At 49.2% G+C, this 18,847-nt stretch carries 16 protein-coding genes, 2 tRNA genes and 2 pseudogenes; 6 read left to right on the top strand and 14 right to left on the bottom strand.

The genetic code is table 11. The features are described 5' to 3' along the window. Nucleotides 1-108: 108 nt before the first annotated feature. Genes GFB57_RS17105 through GFB57_RS17095 form a run of 3 tightly spaced genes read left to right on the top strand, consistent with a single transcriptional unit; the run spans nucleotide 109 to nucleotide 2,904 of the window. Complete coding sequence (locus tag GFB57_RS17105) at nucleotides 109-1,164, top strand: ABC transporter substrate-binding protein (RefSeq protein WP_003029285.1); 1,056 nt, start codon at nucleotides 109-111, stop codon at nucleotides 1,162-1,164. Continuing rightward, nucleotides 1,151-2,155, top strand: coding sequence for an iron ABC transporter permease (locus GFB57_RS17100; protein ID WP_003029283.1), 1,005 nt, complete (start codon nucleotides 1,151-1,153; stop codon nucleotides 2,153-2,155). Before GFB57_RS17105 ends, GFB57_RS17100 begins: the two co-directional genes overlap by 14 nt. Continuing rightward, a complete protein-coding gene (locus GFB57_RS17095) occupies nucleotides 2,152-2,904 on the top strand; it encodes an ABC transporter ATP-binding protein (RefSeq protein ID WP_003029280.1) in 753 nt (250 codons plus the stop codon). Before GFB57_RS17100 ends, GFB57_RS17095 begins: the two co-directional genes overlap by 4 nt. On the opposite strand, the gene GFB57_RS17090 is transcribed toward GFB57_RS17095, so the two are convergent. The 12 genes and pseudogenes from GFB57_RS17090 to GFB57_RS17035 all read right to left on the bottom strand — a co-directional run bounded on the left by GFB57_RS17090 (nucleotide 2,891) and on the right by GFB57_RS17035 (nucleotide 12,870). After that, nucleotides 2,891-3,613, bottom strand: coding sequence for a substrate-binding domain-containing protein (locus GFB57_RS17090; protein WP_003029278.1), 723 nt, complete (start codon nucleotides 3,611-3,613; stop codon nucleotides 2,891-2,893). The two genes, GFB57_RS17095 and GFB57_RS17090, sit on opposite strands and share 14 nt — an antisense overlap. Before the next feature lie 169 nt (nucleotides 3,614-3,782). After that, nucleotides 3,783-3,859: transfer RNA gene (locus tag GFB57_RS17085), tRNA-Val, on the bottom strand. Between the two features lie 4 nt (nucleotides 3,860-3,863). Next, nucleotides 3,864-3,940 (bottom strand) — tRNA-Val (locus GFB57_RS17080). Between the two features lie 199 nt (nucleotides 3,941-4,139). Then, a pseudogene (locus tag GFB57_RS17075) lies at nucleotides 4,140-4,606 on the bottom strand (glutathione peroxidase). A gap of 212 nt (nucleotides 4,607-4,818) precedes the next feature. After that, a complete protein-coding gene (gap, locus tag GFB57_RS17070) occupies nucleotides 4,819-5,829 on the bottom strand; it encodes a type I glyceraldehyde-3-phosphate dehydrogenase (protein WP_003029274.1) in 1,011 nt (336 codons plus the stop codon). Between the two features lie 78 nt (nucleotides 5,830-5,907). Then, nucleotides 5,908-6,888, bottom strand: coding sequence for a helix-turn-helix domain-containing protein (locus GFB57_RS17065; RefSeq protein ID WP_003029273.1), 981 nt, complete (start codon nucleotides 6,886-6,888; stop codon nucleotides 5,908-5,910). A gap of 72 nt (nucleotides 6,889-6,960) precedes the next feature. Further along, nucleotides 6,961-7,602, bottom strand: coding sequence for a DUF1120 domain-containing protein (locus GFB57_RS17060; protein ID WP_003029271.1), 642 nt, complete (start codon nucleotides 7,600-7,602; stop codon nucleotides 6,961-6,963). Nucleotides 7,603-7,747: 145 nt separating this feature from the next. Next, nucleotides 7,748-8,299: a hypothetical protein gene (locus tag GFB57_RS17055; RefSeq protein ID WP_003029269.1), complete on the bottom strand. Its 552-nt coding sequence runs from the start codon at nucleotides 8,297-8,299 to the stop codon at nucleotides 7,748-7,750. Continuing rightward, nucleotides 8,296-10,629, bottom strand: coding sequence for a fimbrial biogenesis usher protein (locus tag GFB57_RS17050; RefSeq protein WP_003029267.1), 2,334 nt, complete (start codon nucleotides 10,627-10,629; stop codon nucleotides 8,296-8,298). The genes GFB57_RS17055 and GFB57_RS17050 overlap by 4 nt, the downstream gene beginning before the upstream one ends. A gap of 202 nt (nucleotides 10,630-10,831) precedes the next feature. Next, nucleotides 10,832-11,536 carry a fimbria/pilus chaperone family protein gene (locus tag GFB57_RS17045; protein WP_003029264.1) on the bottom strand — a complete coding sequence of 235 codons (705 nt, stop codon included), beginning with the start codon at nucleotides 11,534-11,536 and terminating at the stop codon, nucleotides 10,832-10,834. A gap of 99 nt (nucleotides 11,537-11,635) precedes the next feature. Then, nucleotides 11,636-12,340, bottom strand: a complete 705-nt coding sequence (locus GFB57_RS17040) for a DUF1120 domain-containing protein (protein ID WP_003029262.1) — start codon at nucleotides 12,338-12,340, stop codon at nucleotides 11,636-11,638. A 224-nt stretch (nucleotides 12,341-12,564) separates the two neighbouring features. Continuing rightward, on the bottom strand, nucleotides 12,565-12,870 hold the full coding sequence (locus tag GFB57_RS17035) for a helix-turn-helix transcriptional regulator (RefSeq protein ID WP_003029261.1): 306 nt from the start codon (nucleotides 12,868-12,870) through the stop codon (nucleotides 12,565-12,567). 749 nt (nucleotides 12,871-13,619) lie between these two features. On the opposite strand from GFB57_RS17035, the pseudogene GFB57_RS17030 reads away from it, so the two are divergent. The 3 genes and pseudogenes from GFB57_RS17030 to GFB57_RS17020 form a co-directional block, all read left to right on the top strand. Further along, nucleotides 13,620-13,703: pseudogene (locus tag GFB57_RS17030) on the top strand (DNA methylase); the annotation flags it as partial. A gap of 134 nt (nucleotides 13,704-13,837) precedes the next feature. Continuing rightward, nucleotides 13,838-14,527 carry a YafY family protein gene (locus GFB57_RS17025; protein WP_003029259.1) on the top strand — a complete coding sequence of 230 codons (690 nt, stop codon included), beginning with the start codon at nucleotides 13,838-13,840 and terminating at the stop codon, nucleotides 14,525-14,527. 70 nt (nucleotides 14,528-14,597) lie between these two features. Further along, the gene (locus GFB57_RS17020) at nucleotides 14,598-15,344 is read left to right on the top strand and encodes an SDR family NAD(P)-dependent oxidoreductase (RefSeq protein WP_003029256.1); all 747 of its coding nucleotides are present in this window, start codon (nucleotides 14,598-14,600) and stop codon (nucleotides 15,342-15,344) included. 420 nt (nucleotides 15,345-15,764) lie between these two features. On the opposite strand, the gene trpS is transcribed toward GFB57_RS17020, so the two are convergent. Continuing rightward, the gene (gene trpS, locus GFB57_RS17015) at nucleotides 15,765-16,769 is read right to left on the bottom strand and encodes a tryptophan--tRNA ligase (RefSeq protein WP_003029254.1); all 1,005 of its coding nucleotides are present in this window, start codon (nucleotides 16,767-16,769) and stop codon (nucleotides 15,765-15,767) included. Between the two features lie 201 nt (nucleotides 16,770-16,970). After that, complete coding sequence (locus GFB57_RS17010) at nucleotides 16,971-18,755, bottom strand: diguanylate cyclase (RefSeq protein WP_003029251.1); 1,785 nt, start codon at nucleotides 18,753-18,755, stop codon at nucleotides 16,971-16,973. Between the last annotated feature and the right edge of the window lie 92 nt (nucleotides 18,756-18,847).

Genomic DNA, 18,847 nt, shown 5'->3' with positions numbered 1-18,847 from the left:
CTCTTAAATGTGGGGTTTGGTGCGTTGCATGATGATAATGGGTTGCCAGTCATCACGTTATATAATTTAATGCATATCGTTTTTACTCCTCTATTCAGATGGTATCCCATGTTAACTTTCCGCTCTTTTGTGCTGGTATGCGCCAGCATGTTGTTTGCGTTTTCTGCTCAGGCCGACCGTACGATCACCGATCAGCTTGGTCGTCAGGTCACGATTCCTGACCATGTGGACAAAGTGGTCGTGCTGCAACACCAGACGTTGAATATTCTGGTCCAGCTCAATGCGCAGCAGGACATTGTTGGCGTGATGTCGAGCTGGAAAAAACAGCTCGGGCCTGAATTTGCGCGCTTTATGCCGACGATTACTACATTGCCGACACCGGGCGATCTCACCAGCGTGAACATTGAAAGCCTGCTGGCAATTCATCCACAGGTGGTGTTTGTCGCCAACTATGCGCCCGCGGAGATGATCCAGCAGATTCAGAACGCCGGTATTCCGGTCGTGGCTATCTCATTGCGCAAAGATGCCGACGGGCAACAGAATAAAATGAACCCGACTATGGCCGATGAAGAGCAGGTCTACAACGAAGGGTTAAAGCAGGGTATTCGCCTGATTGCGGATGTCGTGGGGCGCAAACCGCAGGCTGAAACGTTAATCGACTACGTTTTTGCGGCACGAGCAAAATTCAATGCGCCGGTTGCAAACATCCCGGATGCGCAAAAAGTCCGTATTTATATGGCTAACCCCGACCTGATGACTTACGGCTCCGGGAAGTACACCGGACTTATGATGCAGCACGCGGGGGGATTGAACGTGGCGGCTGCCAGTGTGAAAGGGGCCCGTCAGGTTGCGCTGGAGCAGGTATTAGCGTGGAACCCGCAGGTGATTTTTGTCCAGGATCGCTATCCGCAGGTGGTAACTCAGATCCAAAACGATCCGAACTGGCAGGGGATTGATGCGGTGAAAAATCATCGTGTCTGGTTGATGCCTGAATACGCCAAAGCCTGGGGCTATCCGATGCCGGAGGCGTTGGCGATCGGTGAACTGTGGATGGCCAAAAAACTGTATCCGGATGCCTATAAAGATGTGGACGTTGATGCGCAGGCGCAAGATTACTATCAGCGTTTTTATCGTGTGAACTGGCAGTCTGATGCAGCTAAGTAACCGTTTTTTGCCCCAGCAACCGCTCTTAATCGTTGTGGTCCTGTTGCTGGGCGTCAGTTCGCTATGCCTCGGACAATATCCGCTGTCGTTAAGCGAGGTGTTTTACCACCTGACGCACTATAGCGACGCTGAGGGAATAGCCAGCCAGGTGATCTGGACGGTCAGATTACCGCGTATTCTGATGGCGCTGCTGGCGGGGGGCGCGCTGGGGTTATGCGGGGCGACGTTGCAAGGAGTATTTCATAATCCGCTGGTCGACCCGCATATTATCGGTGTGACGTCGGGGGCGGCCTTTGGCGGAACGCTGGCCATCCTGCTCGGTCTTTCGCCCTTGCTGATGATGGGGTCAACGTTTTTCTTCGGTCTGACGGCATTGATCCTGGTGTATGCCATTGCTGCGTTACAGGGGCTGGAGAATACGCTGGTGTTGATCCTGTCAGGTATCATTTTGAGCGGCTTTTTTGCCGCGCTGGTGAGCCTGATCCAATATCAGGCTGATACCGAAGAGACGTTACCTAATATTGTGTTCTGGCTGCTGGGCAGCTTCGCGACGGCCAACTGGCATAAAGTACTGCTATTGGCGGTTCCAGTCGGTATCGCCGCGACGGTTTTGTTCCAGCTACGCTGGCGGATAAACCTGTTATCGCTCAATGACAAAGATGCCAGAGCACTGGGTGTGGCGGTGGTTCCTCTGCGACGCAGCGTTTTGGTGTGCTGCGCATTTTTGGTCGCCGCTCAGGTGGCGGTCAGCGGCAGTATTGCCTGGGTTGGGTTGGTTATTCCGCATCTGGCGCGTTTGCTGGTGGGCGTTGATCATCGTCGTCTACTGCCGTGTGCCTTCTGGTTGGGGGGCGGTTTTATGATTGTCGTGGATGATATTGCCCGCACCCTGATGCACGCGGAGATACCGCTGGGGATCATCACCGCATTGTTCGGTGCGCCGTTGTTTGCTTTCTTGCTCATTCGTACCAGCCGTCGGGAGAAATCATGATACCTGCCGCACTGCGCGTAAATCAGCTTTCTTATGGGTATCGCGCGCCGCTATTTGAGCCGCTAACGTTCTGTTGCCAGAAAGGTGATATCTGGGCCGTGCTTGGACGTAACGGTCTGGGTAAAAGTACGCTGCTTGATACGCTAACCGGCACGCTGCCTGCTTTAGGCGGGAGTATTGAAAATAACGGTGGGATAGGAATTGTGGCACAGCATAGCCATCTACCGTTTCCTTATACGGTCAGCGATGTGGTGCTGATGGGGCGAGCACAGCACGTGAAGCTTTTTGCGCAACCCAGCCAGCAGGATCAACAAAGAGCAATGCAGGCATTAGAGCAGTTGAGTATTGCGCATCTTGCCTCCAGCTCATTTGGCTCACTTTCTGGCGGGCAGCAACAGTTAGTGATGATTGCCCGGGCTCTGGTGACTGAGTGTCAAACGTTGTTACTTGATGAACCGTGTTCCGCGCTGGATCTCGCCAATCAGCAGGTGGTGCTCCAGCTCATCAGCGATTTGGCCCATCAACAGAGATGCAGCATTCTCTTTTCGACCCACGATCCGCTTCACGCGTTGCAGGTTGCTTCCCATACTTTGCTGCTACTCCCTGAAGGTAAATGGCGGGCAGGGCCAACGGACAGCATTGTGACCGAAGAGAATCTGTTTCTGGCCTATGGCTTACCGCTGCGAAAACTTAGCGTGGAGAATCACTCTACGCCGTTTATCGCACCGTTGTTTTCTATTCGGCGTTAAGCGGTAAGAATCCTGCGGCGGTAAGGAACGCCTGACCGCTGCGGGAAAGTATGAATTCAACCAGCGCCATGACTTCTTTGGATGCATCAAGCACCGCCAGTTGGTATTCGCAGCAAATATTGTGCTCATCCGGAATAGCCACGTAATGTACGTCGGTCATCGCGTGCAGCGCGTGTGCGTAATGCGCGTAACCGATAAACAGATCGGCCAGCCCCTGGCGCAGGATCCAGGCGCTCGCCAGTTCTCCTTGCGGGATTTTAACCGTATCACGGCCACCAACCAGTGGGATAGCGCGCGCCCGAAGTTGCTGCCCGAGTCCTGGTTCCAGTACATCCATATTGTCGAAAAATGCCCAGGTATAGTCTCCGGAAGGGTCGCAGCCGGGCGTTGATGTACCTGGTCGCAGCGTTGGGTCGCGGAGTAAATCCAGCCAGGTTCCGATTCGGTTGCTGACAAGGCTCAGTTTGTTCCAGCAAAAGGTGTGCGTTGAGACGGCTTTATTGCGTACCAGCAGGTTTTGCGGATGTTCCCGGTTGGCGGAGGCAAAGAGCGCACACGGTTCACCCGTTTCAATACGCTCGCGCAGTAAACCGGCCGGACCATATTCAATCTTGACGTCTATTCCACTCATGCGCGTGAACTGGCTTATCAGCGGGGTAAATGCTGGGCGTAAACTGCCCGCGGCGAACAGGAGAATGGAAGAGGGCATGGTATCCGGGCTCTGACGAAAGACATTATACGAAGAAGATGAATGATACGCGTTGAGCATGGAATTTAGAATGATTTAACGCATTGCTATTGTAGCAACGTAGGAAATGATAAAACTGAAGATAAACGATAGTTTTGAGGGGAAATAGCACCAAATCGAAGAGATGATTTGGTGCGTCCGAGTGGACTCGAACCACCGACCCCCACCATGTCAAGGTGGTGCTCTAACCAACTGAGCTACGGACGCAAGATGGTGCGTTCAATTGGACTCGAACCAACGACCCCCACCATGTCAAGGTGGTGCTCTAACCAACTGAGCTATGAACGCAACGTTGTAGGTGACAACGGGGACGAATATTAGCGGCACAGACCGAATGAGGCAAGAGGGAAATGGCATTTTTCTTCCTGATCTCACGCGATTGCAGAGTAATTAAGCAAGTTGATTATATTTTGTTGATTTTGCAGCGTGTTTTTTATTCATGCAGCAGGCAGGGGCATAATGGGAACGGTTTGAATGACATGAGCACTCAGTCTTTTAGCGTTGCAAGGATCGTGGCTTCTATTTTCTCTTGAGTCGTGTAGGGGGCAAAACGCTTAAGCGGCTTACCGTCGCGCCCGATCAGGAATTTAGTGAAGTTCCACTTGATCCACCCAGCACGCCGGGTAATTCATCTTTCAGGAAACGAAACACCGGATGCGTCCCAGCGCCGTTGACGTCCACTTTCTCAAACATCGGGAAGCTCACACCGTAGTCGATGTGACAGGTTTGTGCGATTTCATCGGCTCCACCAGGTTCCTGTTTACCGAACTGGTTGCAGGGGAAACCCAGCACCACCAGACCCTGTGCGGTCGAGCACTTCGAGGCCTGCTATTGTGGCGTGAATCCACAATGACTGGCGGTATTAACCACCAGCACCAGTTTGCCAGCGTAATCGGCCATCGAGATGGGGTGGCCATTGAGACTGGTGGCAGTAAGTTGATGAAAGGTGGTCATACCGGAATCCTCAATTAAGTTCACATTACTCATATTGCCTGCGGGTTATAGGCTTCGCTTAGTGACTTTTTATTATGGTAGCAACCGTAAGATTAATAAAATGACTAAGTTGAGAGGAATTGCTCCGCCATCAAACTCACATTTAATCTGCCGTGGCAGAGTTAAAAAATCCACGCCAGGCGTGGATTTTAAGAGGGCGTGGGAAGCAGGAGTTAGCGCTCGTTTTTTGCCATTAACAGCGCCAGGTCGACGAGCCGATTGGAGAATCCCCATTCGTTATCGTACCAGGCGAGAATTTTGACCATATTGCCACCAATTACCAACGTTGACAGGCCGTCGATAATGGATGAACGCGGGTCACCCTGGTAGTCGCTTGAAACGAGCGGTTCATCGCTATAGCCCAGGATCCCTTTCAGCGGCCCCGTCGCGGCGGCGTTACGAAATGCATTATTGACTTCTTCTTCCGTTACATTCCGCTCAAGCGTGACGGTCAGGTCGACAATTGACACTACCGGAACTGGTACGCGCAGCGAATAACCGGTTAAGCGACCATCCAGCTCAGGGATGACTTTGCCAAGTGCCTTTGCAGCACCGCTTGAGTAGGGCACTATCGACAATGCAGCGGCGCGGGCGCCACGAAGATCTTTTTCCGGTTGGTCGTGCAGCGCCTGGCTGTTGGTGTAGGCATGGGTGGTGTTCATCAGACCATGCTTAATACCGAAATGTTGGTGCAAAACCTGCGCGGCAGGTGCCAGACCGTTGGTGGTGCAGCTACCGTTGCTGACGACAAAGTGTTTATCCGCCGAGTAGAGATGATCGTTAACGCCCATCACGATGGTTAAATCATCGTTTTTACCTGGAGCAGAGATAATTACGCGCTTTGCGCCACCGCTGTGGATATGTACTGCCGCCTTGTCTCGTTCAGTGAAGAAGCCGGTTGCTTCAATGACAATATCGACTTCACGTTGACGCCAGGGGATTTTGGCTGGGTCGCGTTCGCTAAAAACAGTAATGGAATTACCGTTAACGACCAGTTGCCCCTCACTGGCGGCGACGTCGGCATCGAGTTTACCCAGCAGCGAATCGTATTTCAGCAGGTGCGCCAATGTTTTACTGTCAGTCAGATCGTTGATTGCCACAATCTGAATATCCGAGTTACCCAGTGCAGCACGCAGTACGTTACGTCCGATACGGCCAAAACCGTTAATACCGACCTTTACCATGATCAACTCCTTATCTGTTGTCTCTGGCATAAATTTAGGCCGATCACTGCTTGGCGTAAACGACAAAAAAGGATCACTTTAGGCCATTTTACGACAATGAAAACGCTGGCGATATTCGCCCGGGGTCAGGTGAAGCTGTTTTTCGAATAGTCGTCGCAGGTTGATGCTGCTGCCGAATCCCGTTTGTTCGGCAATACGCTCCAGCGTCTCGTTGGTCTGCTCCAGACGCTGCCGGGCGGCGGCCAGACGAGCTTCAGCTACATAGCGCGCCGGTGAAGCTCCTGTTTCCCGGGTAAACACGCGGGTGAAGTTACGTGGACTCATGGCGACTTTTTCCGCCAGTTTATCCACGCTGAGGTCGGCGGTGAGGTTCTCAAGCAGCCAGACCAGCAGATCGTTAATCGGGCCCAGAGTACTGGTATGCTGAAGGTTGTAGCGGCTAAACTGCAGCTGGCCCCCAGGACGGCGCAGGTACATGACGAAGTCTTGAGCGACGTCGCGCGCCAGACTGAAACCATAATCCTCTTCAACCAGCGCTAGCGTTAGATCAAAGCCGGAGCTCACGCCACCCGATGTCCAGATGTGTTCGTCCTGAATATAAAGCGGACCGCTTTCGACGCGCACCTGAGGGAATTCTGCCTGCATGGTTTCAAGTAGTTTCCAGTGGGTGGTGGCTCGTCTGCCGTCCAGCAGCCCGGTTTGTGCCAGCAGCATCGCACCGCCGCAAATGGATGCAATGCGGCGGGCATGGGGAGCGGCAAGGCGCAGCCAGTCAACCACAGCAATTCCTTCCTGCGGATTTTGACCTCTGCCGGTGATAATGATGGTATCGAGAGGTTCGCGAGGATCTATCTCATGCAGGCGATGATCTGCCAGTAGGTTCAGGCCGGACTGACCATGGATCACCTGATGTGGTTGCGTTGTGGCTAACTGAACCTGATAACAGGTTTCCGTAGCGCTTTTGGGATGCAGGCGGTTGGCCTGCATCATGATGTCGGCAATACCGGCGGATTCAAACAGCATGCCGCCATCGGGAACAATGATGAGTATCTTCTTCATGTCCTGAAAAGTAGTCTTTTTACAAAATAAGTCAACAGACATGTGTTGCGGGATACTATTCTTGTCCCAATATTACAAATAAATCAGGCTGATTGTGGCCTCGCCCTGTAACTCAGTCTCATCCTGTAAGCTCAGGCCATCGGAGGCAATGGCGGCAGAGATCCTGAGGGGGATTGTCAACTGACGAATTGCCACGGGATTATTTTTCGCATCCACCGGAGTCAGTCTCATGATGCCTGAAATCAGTGTTAGTGCTGTCCCGGCTGATTGCCACATGCTCCGTTCTTGTTCCCCCGTCTGATACCCCCATGACGCGATATCGCCTTCCACGGCGCTCTCCCCGGCTAATGCGGTTATCAGGTAGCCACCAATCGGTTTTTGACCTGAGGTAACACCCAGTCCAAAGAGGGTGTCAGATGAATGCCGACCAGATGTCTTATCATCGTGAGAGTCAATTATCAGGTTACGGACCCGGGTTTCCGCTTTTTCATCATTGACCATCCATGCCACCTGTCGCAGGCTCTCGCACTGTATATGCAAGCCGATAACACGTGGCGTCAACAGATAGGGAGATGAAGAACGGATCGATGAGAGACTCAGCGTACCGTAATCCACAGTGCCGCCATTATCCAGCGATACCCGGCATGCCGCCGGGATCATTTCAGCTGAAAAGCTCACATCCACCGTATTTTCCGCATACGCCTTCGTAATCAACAGGCAAAATATCCCCCCGGCACAACAAAGCCACCGATGTATCCGTCTATTAATAAGCGAAATCAGGCGCATCTTTCCTGTAACACTTGACTGGTGGTCTATAACACGCTGGAAAATTTCCTTGAACCAAAATGAAATCATCGAGTTATTCTCTCTCTGGTACGGTCATACGTAATGACAATGTTGACGCCTGCTGATCTGAAACCTGAAAGCTGCGGGCCTGTACACGGGGAATAACCGTAAGCAGGAAAGTGGCCGACATCCCGTTCACGGGCTGATGATGCTGCTGGAGCTCAACTGTGTCTCCGTTGAGAACAGCAATAGGGGTCTGCGACTGTGATTCAGACGATTTATTAAGCTCGTGGTGAACAACGAACTGGCTGCTCTTATTATCGACAAACGCTTCACTGAACATCACCGTTGCCCGTCCCTCCTCACCGAAACTGAAGTCGAGTCCTCGACGGTCATTGTCATCAAACCGGATATGTATGGGTTGAGGAACATCACACCGCACCTGTACCTGTACCTGGCGGGCGGGCAACTGCTGCCATTGTACCTGCCCGGTGGGCTCAGTATCCTGAAACCGGACTTTGCCGTATTCGTGGCGCAACTGGCTGGCAATAATATTGCACTGCGCTTGAACGACCGGACTGACAATAAAATAGATGCCGCAACATAATGATATTAAACGAATCATTCGCATACTCCCGTTAACTCTTCATATAAACCATCCTGAGGTGGTGTTGGGGGCAGGGAATACTGTAGCTGGCACATGGGGCTACCGTTGTCATCTCCCACAAAGAACGACTCACCGGGCTGCAGGTTGCTAAAGAAAACCAGGCCGTTTTCCAGAGAATTCGTCACGTACTGCCCATCGCTGTCTACGATCCCTTTTCCTTTAGACAGAAGCTTTCCGTCAGTCCGTCTGACTGTCATGAGTACCCTGCGGGTGTCTGATACCCTGAATTGTGTGAATGCGACGGCTCCTCGCGAAACGGTAAGCTCTGCGGCACCATTGGTTAAGTCGACATGTCTGGGCAACGTTTTAACATCAATATTGAGACGAGAGGGCTGCCACGGTGTTAAGCCGGGAACCAGCGCTTTGCCGCGATAATCAGTCCAGACGGGGCCCTGCGGGGTAGATACTTTGATCCCGGAAAGCGGAGAATTTAATGAAAGCGCGCCGTATGATTCCTGAATCGCATAAGGTGAAAAAAGTATCCCTTCCTGATTAACGGAAATCCCACCGCTTAGCGAACCGCCATACCCCCAATAATTGGCGGTCTGGCTGGCATACCCACTCATCTGGGCATAATGCAAATTCTGCCCAAAACTGCCGCTGATGGTATTTTGGGCATTTTGCCAGTCCCGTCCTGCCGATAGCGAATATGACATATCGTCCCATTGTCCGCTGGTCTGAACATCGTTATAAGTCCGGGAGCCCTGTCGACGAAGGGACAGATTTACGCGATCGTGTCCCAGAGGCAGCCCAAGTCGGATATAAAAGACATCATCGTCACGTTGCGTACTCGTCCGGGAGCCAGAAACACGTTGCCATGTGGCCGAAAGGTTAATCTGACCATGTCCAGCCCAGCGCCAGTTTTTTGACCATGAGGCATACCATGATTTCGGTGTGGCGGCATGGTCACGCGCGGAGGAGGTCGAGTAACTCAGCGAAAACAGACCTAAATGTTCATGAGCCCAGTTACCTCCCACATTGTAGTAACTGTTCGCTGTGGAAGTCGTATGATTTACAGCGTCGCTGAGCTCACGAAATCCCGCAGATGTTGTGGTCCAGGCCGCCTGAATACTGGCGGAAGGGTTAAGCTGGTAGCGGAGACTGAGGCTTTCCTTGCTGCCCGCATGATGCGTGTACTGTTCCTGTGCCATCGTGGTTTGCAGCGACAGTGACCATGCCGGTATCGGAATAAAACTCAGGGATGCCGCCGCGGATTGATACTGTGCTGAGGCCAGAGCGCTACCGCTTAGCGTTGCCTGTCGGGAAATCCGCATCCCCTGACTTCCGGTAATGAGCCAGGGGGCCGATTCATCGCTGGCAACTGTCTCGCGCACTTTACCGAGTGCCACAGACCCATAAAGGGGAGCGTCGGCCGGAGTTTGTAAGGCCGTGACAGGTACTGAAAACGTTGTTAACTGACCATCCTGTTCCGTCACTTTCACATCCAGCGGAAACTGCGTGCTGAGCATGGAAATGTTATCTAATGAAAACGGTCCTTCAGGAACCTGTGTTGCCTCGATTAACTGTCCGTTTTGATAAACCTCAACACGAGCCTGCGCGGAACGCGCTATTCCCTGAACAGAAACGCCGCTACGAGCAGGACGCAGTGCACTATCAGGAAACAGTTGAAGCCCCGTTAATCCAGGAATGGCGAGTAGCGTCTGACGAGCGTATATCTCTCCTGCCTGAAAGGTCTGTTGTAGCGACTGAAACGTCTTCTGGACATAAGTATATAGTCGCTGAGAACGACGTGTTCCGTCACTGTACGATACCGTATGACGACTGCGAAGCAGCCAGTCATTCAGATTCAGTCCTGATTCAAATAGTCCCAGTTGATAAGTTTCGTGCTTTCCGGACTGAACTGTGGTTGACGACTGCAGATTATAATTAAGCAGCCCCGATGTGCCTCCCTGAATAATATCCTTCCGTAATAAGATGCTTTCTGGCGTCAGCGCAGATGTCGGAACTGTAAAACTAATCTGATTTTTATACGGGTCTGCCGTTAACTGTGCTGCGGGATAAAGCGTCTGATAATCCAGACATCCTTGATTAAACTCATACGCAAGTCCGAGATTTCGGGATGTTTCAGGGGTTATACAGGGTTCGCCCTGCGCATTAAATCGCGTCATAAGCTGACGTTTATTGCGCCCGTTAATCATCCAACTAACAGGATATTCGCCTGGTGAAAAACGTGCGGCGTGAGAAAAATAATGACTCAGACCAGCATCCAGTCCGCGGTTTTTTAATCTTCCGTCATCAAATAGTAAAGGTTCGGCGGATAACATCATACTGTAACTACCAAGTAGACCGAGAAATAAATAATATGCATACCTGTGAACAGGCAATGTTCTGATTAAATTAAAGGGCATTTATTAACCTTATAGCTATCCTTGCAGGAGCTCGGATATAAATCGTTCTGATGCGAAATAGGTTTTTATAATAAATATTCAGCGTTGAAACCTGACATCCGGTCTGGCGCTAAAGTTTCTTTCAATTTAGCGAAGCAATAAACTCCGACACCTGAACACCGTAACGGCTGACTGGAACAAAACGTACTTCGTTATCAGCCGTAAGCGAGGATGCTGATGATAAGGTTATATGCTGGCCCGGCAGTAAATACGTTCTCCCGAGGTCAAATTGTGTCTTCGACGGTAGTGTGACAAACTGCTGGGCCAGGCGGACGACATAGGGGCCTGGATTAGTAACTTTCAGCTGATTGCCTTCTTTATGCCATGTAAGTAACGTCCAGGGATCTTTTCGTTCCGGTAATCCTTCTGGATGAATAAGTACGGGTAAATTCTGACGTATGGTAATACCAATTTTGTTACTACCGGGGATTTTTGGGGGGATACCTTCGAAAATGACACGTTTAAGATGCTCAGTAATTAGCGGCTTTTCCGTTTTAAGAATAAATCGAACTTGCTGAGTCTTACCTCCTTCAACCCGGACTACCGGCTGAGTCGGCAGGAGTTTAATCGTGTCATCCTCACCGTCAACATTAATGACCTGTGTGTAAAGCAGGGAAGGGATATTGTCTGTATTGGTGACATTCATGCTGCCTCCGCTTTCCTTTTCCTGGATCAGTAAAAGGGAACTGTCAGGCTGCATTCCGGTGGCCATACTAACCTGTGGGACGCATATCAGGAAAAGTGAAAGAATGAAAAGAACTTTCCAGAAGAAAAATGGCTGACGCATTGTAGTTATTCCAGTATATTTACCGGGCCATTAGAACATGGCCCGGTAATAAACAGAGTCGATAAAATTGATTTTATCGTATTAATTTACGGGATATTATTAAAGATAAACCAGAGAAATCGTTGCCTCACCGTCGAGATTCGTTTCATCCGTAATCTTAAGGTCTTCCCCTTTGCGAAGAACTCCTTTAATAGATAATGGAACTTTCAATTCAGAGAAAGCTGCCGGGGTTAATGTATCAGGATTACCTAAGGTGTGTAACCTGGCCGCAACATCCACGCCGTTTACGGTGCTGCCAGAGGCCGTGCGTGACCAGTCGTCGCTGGTAATTTTTTTACTGATAAACACCAGATTGTCAGTGCTACCCGAATAAGTCATATCAGGGAACCAGTTAATAACAGTATATGCCCCCAGTGTTGTTTCACCGTCGTTCGTAAGCCCCAGACCAAATTGATTGCTGCTTGCGGGTATATCGCTGCCATCAACGGTGGCATTTTTAATCACACCATTATAAAGAGAATCTCTACGTTCATCATGAAGGGTATACGCAACAAGTCGTTCGGAATTGCATTTAATACCCATATTAATACGTTTTTCCGGCAGTTGATTGTCTTCAGTTGCAGACAGGTTCGTCATTAACATTGTTCCGTAGTCAACAACACCGGCGTTATCCAAATTGACGGTACATGCGCCCGGCACTAATTTCCCGGTGACTTTAAGCGTGGCCGTGTCTCCACCTGCCGCAAGGACTGAGCCGGAAATAAAAGTAAGTGATAAAGCAACCAGTAGTTTATTTAATTTCATTTAAGTAACATTCCTAATTATGGATTTAAAAATACAACGCCTGTGCAGCGCCATGTTCACTTTATTCAAGTAAACATGGCGATGCGGAGCATGACTTTCTTCATATAGCAGGTTTTAGATATTCACACCCGGTAAAAATTAGAGAAATACAAAAGCAATATGCTGTATTTGGTTTCTCTCGAAGAATATTGTCCAGTAAATGTTGTTTTTAAAAATAAAGCCCGTTAATTAATGGTCTTAGTCATTGAATTGTTTTGGATAATGCTTCTGGCCTTGCTAAATACCTGTGTATCCTCATAAAAAACTTCACTGACAAGATGACTCAGTCTTATGTTAAAAACGTTCAGAATTCGCAGAATAAACTCTAACGTAAAAGCGCACTGTCCCCGTTCAAACCGTGATACATGCTGCTGACATATATTTAACTCAACAGCTAACTCTTCTGCGCTCATATTCATTTTTTGTCGATTGCTACGAACGAATCGACCGATTCTGGCGTTAACGTTAGATATATTGTATTTCAAGTGCATTAGCGACTCCGTTTACTATTTGTTTATGTTGATTTATTTGTTGACATATATTTCGGCCATAAAAGTATTGCAAACATCCCTTATTCTTGAAACAAGTTAATATCGATCGGTCAGTAAATCATCAATAGAAAAAAACTATCAAAACAGGTTAAACGATTGTTTCAATAAATTAAATGAATTTGGGTTTTTACTGTATGTCAATGAAATATATAGATAATATATACTAATAATCTACTTATCCCACAGTCATGAATACACTAATAGTTTCACGCGAAATCATAATTGCTATTATTTGGTTACTTGGTGAAATATATAGTTACATGTTACACCAATAAGGAGTAAATTACAGATGTGTTCTATAAATATCAGCGAGCATCTGGTGCTGAAAATTGGAAATAAGGCCTGAGCTGACCATTGTCAGGCCTCAACAATAATGTTGGCGAGTAAACAGGAACTCGTAATTTATAGTTCAGAGTAAAAGTTGCGGTGATATCTGCCCGTTGCCTGAATTCACTCACACCCACAGCACGATATACTATCCGAAAAGCTTTACGAATGTTTTGTAATGACGCCTTGCGGTTCCATGTCCATATCGCGTGATGCGTAAGGATATCCATTGTTGGCTCCAGTGTACCGCGCCTGAGTGGACACAGGACGGGCTGCTTTTCCGCTTCTTTCCGGATCGTGCCGTTGATTTCATCCCCCACAGATCCCCCGCAGTTGGTCGGAGTCCGTGGCCTTTCCGACACAGCATTGCCGGCGACAAAAGCGATGAATGGCTACAACCCACCTGCAATGAGATGAAATGTGTCCTCAAAACAGACGCACTGATGAACGCATTACGAACTTAGCGCGGTGTCAGACCTTGGGGCAGTTCAACTTAGCCATCTACACTTGCTTTGTACTAAGATGCTTATCTAATAGATGCTTTAAGAAATCGTCTCAGGATCATGATGGATTTATCACTATGACTAGAACAGAAAGGCTTCTCGAATTACTACAGATATTAAGGGCACAAAGATATCCGATCACTGCATCCACACTCTCAGAAAGATTAGGGATAAGTGTGCGTTCCCTTTACAGAGATATAAAAACGCTACAGCATCAAGGGGTATGCATTGAAGGTGGTGCTGGAATTGGTTATATCGTTAAATCTGATTTTCATTTGCCACCCTTAAACCTGTCTCATGAAGAAGTCAATGCTATTACGCTTGGATTGAATTGGGTCTCTCATAATACGGACCATGATTTCAAAATTATCGCTAAGAATGCACTTGCCAAAATACATACCGTCATTTCCGGTGAGTTGAAAAATCTTATTGAAAGTCAATCCTATCTGATTGGTCCTTCAGAAAAAAATGAGATGTTTTTTGAAGATATTCGCAATGCTATTAAAAAGCGAAAGAGAATCAAAATAAAGTATTGTGATAAGAAAGACTCTTACTCTTCTCGAGTCATATGGCCCATTGGGTTGGTATACATGGAGTCATGTTGGCTTTTGGTTGCATGGTGTGAGATGAGAAATAATTTTCGCCACTTTAGGACTGACAAAATTAAGGAAATTGAGCAACTGGATTCCTTTTATAGTGAAAGCAGGGCGGTTTTATTGAAAAAATGGAGAGTAAAAGAAGGGATTAGCGAGGAGAAAGAGTACTGACAAAAACTGTCACAGCTCATTTGTATACTAACCCAGATGAAAGGTTCAATTTTACATCTTTGGGGGGAGTATGAATTTCCAAAATAAAATTGCTGTGATAACAGGAAGCACTACAGGAATAGGTGAGGCCGTCGCAAAGCAATTACACATACATGGTGCTAAGGTCATTATTGTCGCCCGTTCGTCAGAGCAGGCTAAACAAAAAGCGAAACAATTATCTTCACAGGGTCAACAAGCGATGGGGATCGGATGTGATGTATCACAGCCCGAACAAGTACGACAAATGATCGATGAGGTTATCGAACGCTTCGGCAGACTTGATTATGCTGTAAATAATGCAGGCTTAACAGGTGATCATGGTAAAAACATAACAGAGCAAACAGTTGAGAACTGGGATAAGGTTATTGCCACCTCATTGAGCGGAGTTTTTTACTGCCTAAAATATGAAATACCTCAGATGATGAAGTTTGGTGGCTCAATAGTGAATTTATCTGCCGTAAATGGCCTGGTTGGCATTCCTGGATTAGCGCCTTACACCGTGGCTAAGCATGGTATAATTGGTTTAACCCAAACCGCAGCGCTAGAATTTGCATGTCAAGGAATTCGAGTAAATGCAGTCGCTCCTGGTTATGTCCAGACCCCGCGAATGAGTGCACTTCCTGAAAATATCGTACATAGCTTCGCCAATAGCCACCCTATGAAAAGGATGGCAAAAATGCAAGAAATAGCAGACTTCATCTTATTTTTGCTATCAGACAAATCCGCATTCTGTACCGGAGGAGTTTATCCAATTGATGGTGGATATTTAGCCGAGTAAATTTCTCTAACGTTTTAAACTATAAGCATTACCTAACCAAAGCGGTAGGTTCAATAGGAGCGTTATAATATATTTAATGCTCCTATTATAGGGGTAATGATAACAGCACCTCCAGTTTGAACTAATATGAGAATAAATGATCGACTTTCCATTGGTTTAACTCACATTGAAAAACGGGCATCTTTGTCTGTAGATACAGATGAAATGCTTCCTTTGGCCACTCGTTGAGTAGCATAGTCTCTTCGGCGACAATCCATGCCTTTTCTCAGAGGGGCCATCGCCTGAAATGAGGTTTTGATTTCGAAATAAAACATTAGTGCATTTTGCTGATAAAACGTGGGGAAGATTCTGAAAGCTCCCGGCGAAGGTAACTCGTTGGGAGCTGTCTTTATTTATTGGGCCGACTGTAATAGGTCGAGTTCAGAACACCGGCAAACCCAGCCCTTGCTTCACTTCTCTTAATGTCTGCTGCGTGATCTCGTGCGCCTGTTCGCTGCCTTTTTTGAGCATTGCCATCAGCATGCCTTTATCCTGAATGTAGGTTGCCCGCAGCTCGCGCATTGGGGCGATGAGTTCCTGCAAGCACACCTCCAGCTCGTTTTTGCATGTCCGGTCACCCAGTCCACCCCGTTGGTAATGCGCTTTCATTTCCGCCACTTTTGCTTTATCCGGATGAAAAGCGTCGAGGTAAATGAATACCATATTGCCGTCGATTTGCCCCGGGTCGGATACTTTCAGATGATTGGGGTCGGTGTACATTGCACTGACCGCGTGATGAATGGTTTCTTCGCTGGCTGACAGGAGCAATGTGTTACCAAGCGATTTTGACATTTTGGCATTCCCGTCGATCCCTGGTAGGCGGCTGGTTTCACTCAGCAGCGCTTTGCAGTGCGATAAGACGGGGGCCGGTAACAGGCTATTCATCTTGTGCACGATTTCATTAGTCTGCTCAATCATTGGCAACTGATCGTCGCCGACGGGAACCACTTCGGCTTTGAAGGCCGTAATATCTGCCGCCTGACTGATGGGATAAACCAGAAAACCAACCGGTAACGAGCGGGCAAACCCTTTCTGCGCAATTTCGTTTTTAACCGTAGGATTACGCTCTACGCGAGCCACGGTGACGATATTCATATAAAGCGCGGTCAATTCCGCAAGGGCAGGCAGGGCCGATTGCAAACAAATAGTGGTCAGTGAAGGATCTATTCCTGCGGCAAGATAGTCGGCAAGTACCTCGGGAATATTGTCGCGGATCTTTTGCGGTGTGCTGCCGTTATCGGTTAGCCCTTGCAGGTCAGCCACCAATATAAACTGCTGATAATCATGTTGCAGCGCGGCGCGCTGGCGCAATGACCCCACATAATGGCCAAGATGCAGCGGGCCGGTGGGACGATCGCCAGTGAGGATGATGGTTTTATTGTTCATGTAAGACTCCTTAGTCATAAAACCGAAAGGGGTCTCTAAATGCAAATAACCGCCTTTCGGCGGTTATCTAAAAATGGGAAAAACACATTTTGACCGCCTTTAAGAAGGCAGCCACCACAGGTTGTAATTAAAAGCGGTGATATCGTGTTTTGTGTTCATTGAATTAACATATCACCGCCTGGCGTTGAGGTAAAGCCATGTTCAACTGGCCTCCAGCATGCCAAAGCTCACGATGCGCGAACGTCCCAGCTCTTTAGCGCGATACAGTGCCACGTCTGCAGCACGCAGCAGGTTGTCGCTCTGGGCGTGCTGCGGATAGCTGGCTACGCCAATAGAAACATCGACGTGACCAATTTCAGAGACGCCAAAGCGCAGCGACAGTTCGCGTACGCCGTTATAAATATCCGTCGCAAGGCGGTTGGCGGCCTGTTCATCCGTATTGGCCAGCAGCACCAGAAACTCCTCACCGCCATAGCGGAAGGCCATGCCGCTGTCGTGAACCACGCGCTGAATGGTGGCGGCGATACTTTTTATCACGCTGTCTCCCGCCTCGTGACCAAAGCGATCATTAATATTTTTAAAATGGTCAATATCGATCATCAGGCAACTGATCGGCTCCTTGTTGCGTACGGCCTGGCTCATCTGAGTGCGTAAGGTATCTTCCAGATGATGACGGTTGCGTAGACCAGTTAGCGGATCGTAGAGCGCTTTCTCCAGCAGGGCGTCACGCAGACGCTGGTTGGCTAATGCGAGGCCGAGTGCTTCTGCCATTAGCTCCAGATACGCACGAGAGGGGGCGGAATCATCGCTAAGGTTCTGGAATGAGAGCAGACCGATGGCTTCTCCCTGGGCAATCAGCGGAACGCACAGGGTATGCTGCTGGCATGAATCCGGCAGATGGTAGCAGGCGATATCGGGTTCACCTTGTACCGGAGGGTGGCTCTGGCCGCGGCGCACAGCCCAGCATTCGTCCGGGTGGAACGCATCCGCTTTACCCTGTGGTGATAGCCATTGTGCAACGCAGCGCATTTGCCAGGGTTCCCGGTCCAGTATGTAAAGCCGCCCGGCAATACCTGGGGCAATATTCGGTGCAAACAGTTCCGCCACATTGATGACATCGGCAAAATTCTCGCAGCCCTGCAGACGCTGCGTCATACGTGCCAGCAGATCGCGGATTGCCCAGTCGGCATCTCGCTCCTTCTCCAGTCTCTGACGAGCCAGACCGTTCTCGCGGAATATCCGGATCGCCTGTGCCATGTCGCCTATTTCGTCTATCTGGTTAAAGCTGGGCGTCTCAACGGCATAATCCTGCGATGCGAGACGGTTTACGACATCGCTCAAACGCACGACGGGGCGCAGAACACGACGCTTTAAAATGAAACCGAGAACGAATAAAAACAGCAGCGCCGTCAGACCGACCATCACTTCAGAGGCCGTCCGCAGCATGCGGGATGACTGGGTTGCATCTTCAATCGTGTTGCGTACGCGGCTATCGAGTAACTGGCGGAAATGATCTATCCGGTCCTGGGCTCGCTCCAGTTCCTGTTCATAGGCTTTCCCGTACAGCAGGGCGATGGCCTGCGACTCTTCTCCACGCGCGACGCTGGCAAGCGCCTCGGCCTGCTCATCCTGCAGAGCATCCGCAATCCGCAGCCCTTCATGCAATAGCGCCAGCTCTTCATCCGTTGCACCAAGGTCTTTGAGCTTCGAAAGACGATGCTCAACGGCTTTCAGCGACGCTTCTTTCTGACGGTAGGCGTTGAGCACCTCAGGATCTTTTGCAATAACATAGTCGCGCGCCAGGTCGGACAGCGACCAGGCATCGAGTTCGACTTCTTCGGTAAGTTGATCGAACTGATAACGCTGTTCTACCACCTGGCGTTCTGTGTTATCGGCGCTGGATGCCATCAGCATGACAACGCCTGAAGCGATGGTCAGACATACCGTCGCGCTATAGGCCCAGTTGGTGATTGTGGCTATTCGCACTGATTAGTTCCTTCTGCGACGATTAATGAATACGCATGATTGAAATTATAGGAAACGTATGATTTTGCGTGAAAATAAAAAAGGCGGTCCTT

This window comes from Citrobacter sp. S39, assembly GCF_009495675.1.
Lineage (GTDB): Bacteria > Pseudomonadota > Gammaproteobacteria > Enterobacterales > Enterobacteriaceae > Citrobacter > Citrobacter freundii.
This window is presented reverse-complemented; position numbering and strand designations above follow the sequence as displayed.